The organism is Mesorhizobium sp. M8A.F.Ca.ET.181.01.1.1 (assembly GCF_004792025.1).
Taxonomy (GTDB): Bacteria; Pseudomonadota; Alphaproteobacteria; order Rhizobiales; family Rhizobiaceae; genus Mesorhizobium.
Map to the genome: position 1 here is coordinate 1 of NZ_SRTV01000375.1, position 218 is coordinate 218.

Below are 218 nucleotides of genomic sequence, written 5' to 3' on the forward strand. Positions count from 1 at the left end.
GCCTGGACCTACACGGCAAGCTCGGCCCACAACGAGTTCGCCGCCGGCACCACCTACACCGACACCTTCGATGTCGTCAGCGCCGACGGCACCCACACCTCGGTGACCATCAACATCGACGGCACCAACGATGCCGCCATCCTGTCGGCCGATGTGCGCAACCTGACCGAGACCAACTCGGCCACCGACATCTCGAGCTCCGGCACGCTGACCATCTC

The 218-nt window shown here is 65.1% G+C and carries 1 protein-coding gene; it reads left to right on the forward strand.

Translation table 11 applies throughout. The features are described from left to right. Positions 1-218: VCBS domain-containing protein (locus EN824_RS35020; RefSeq protein ID WP_135933260.1), on the forward strand; the 218-nt coding region annotated here is incomplete at both ends.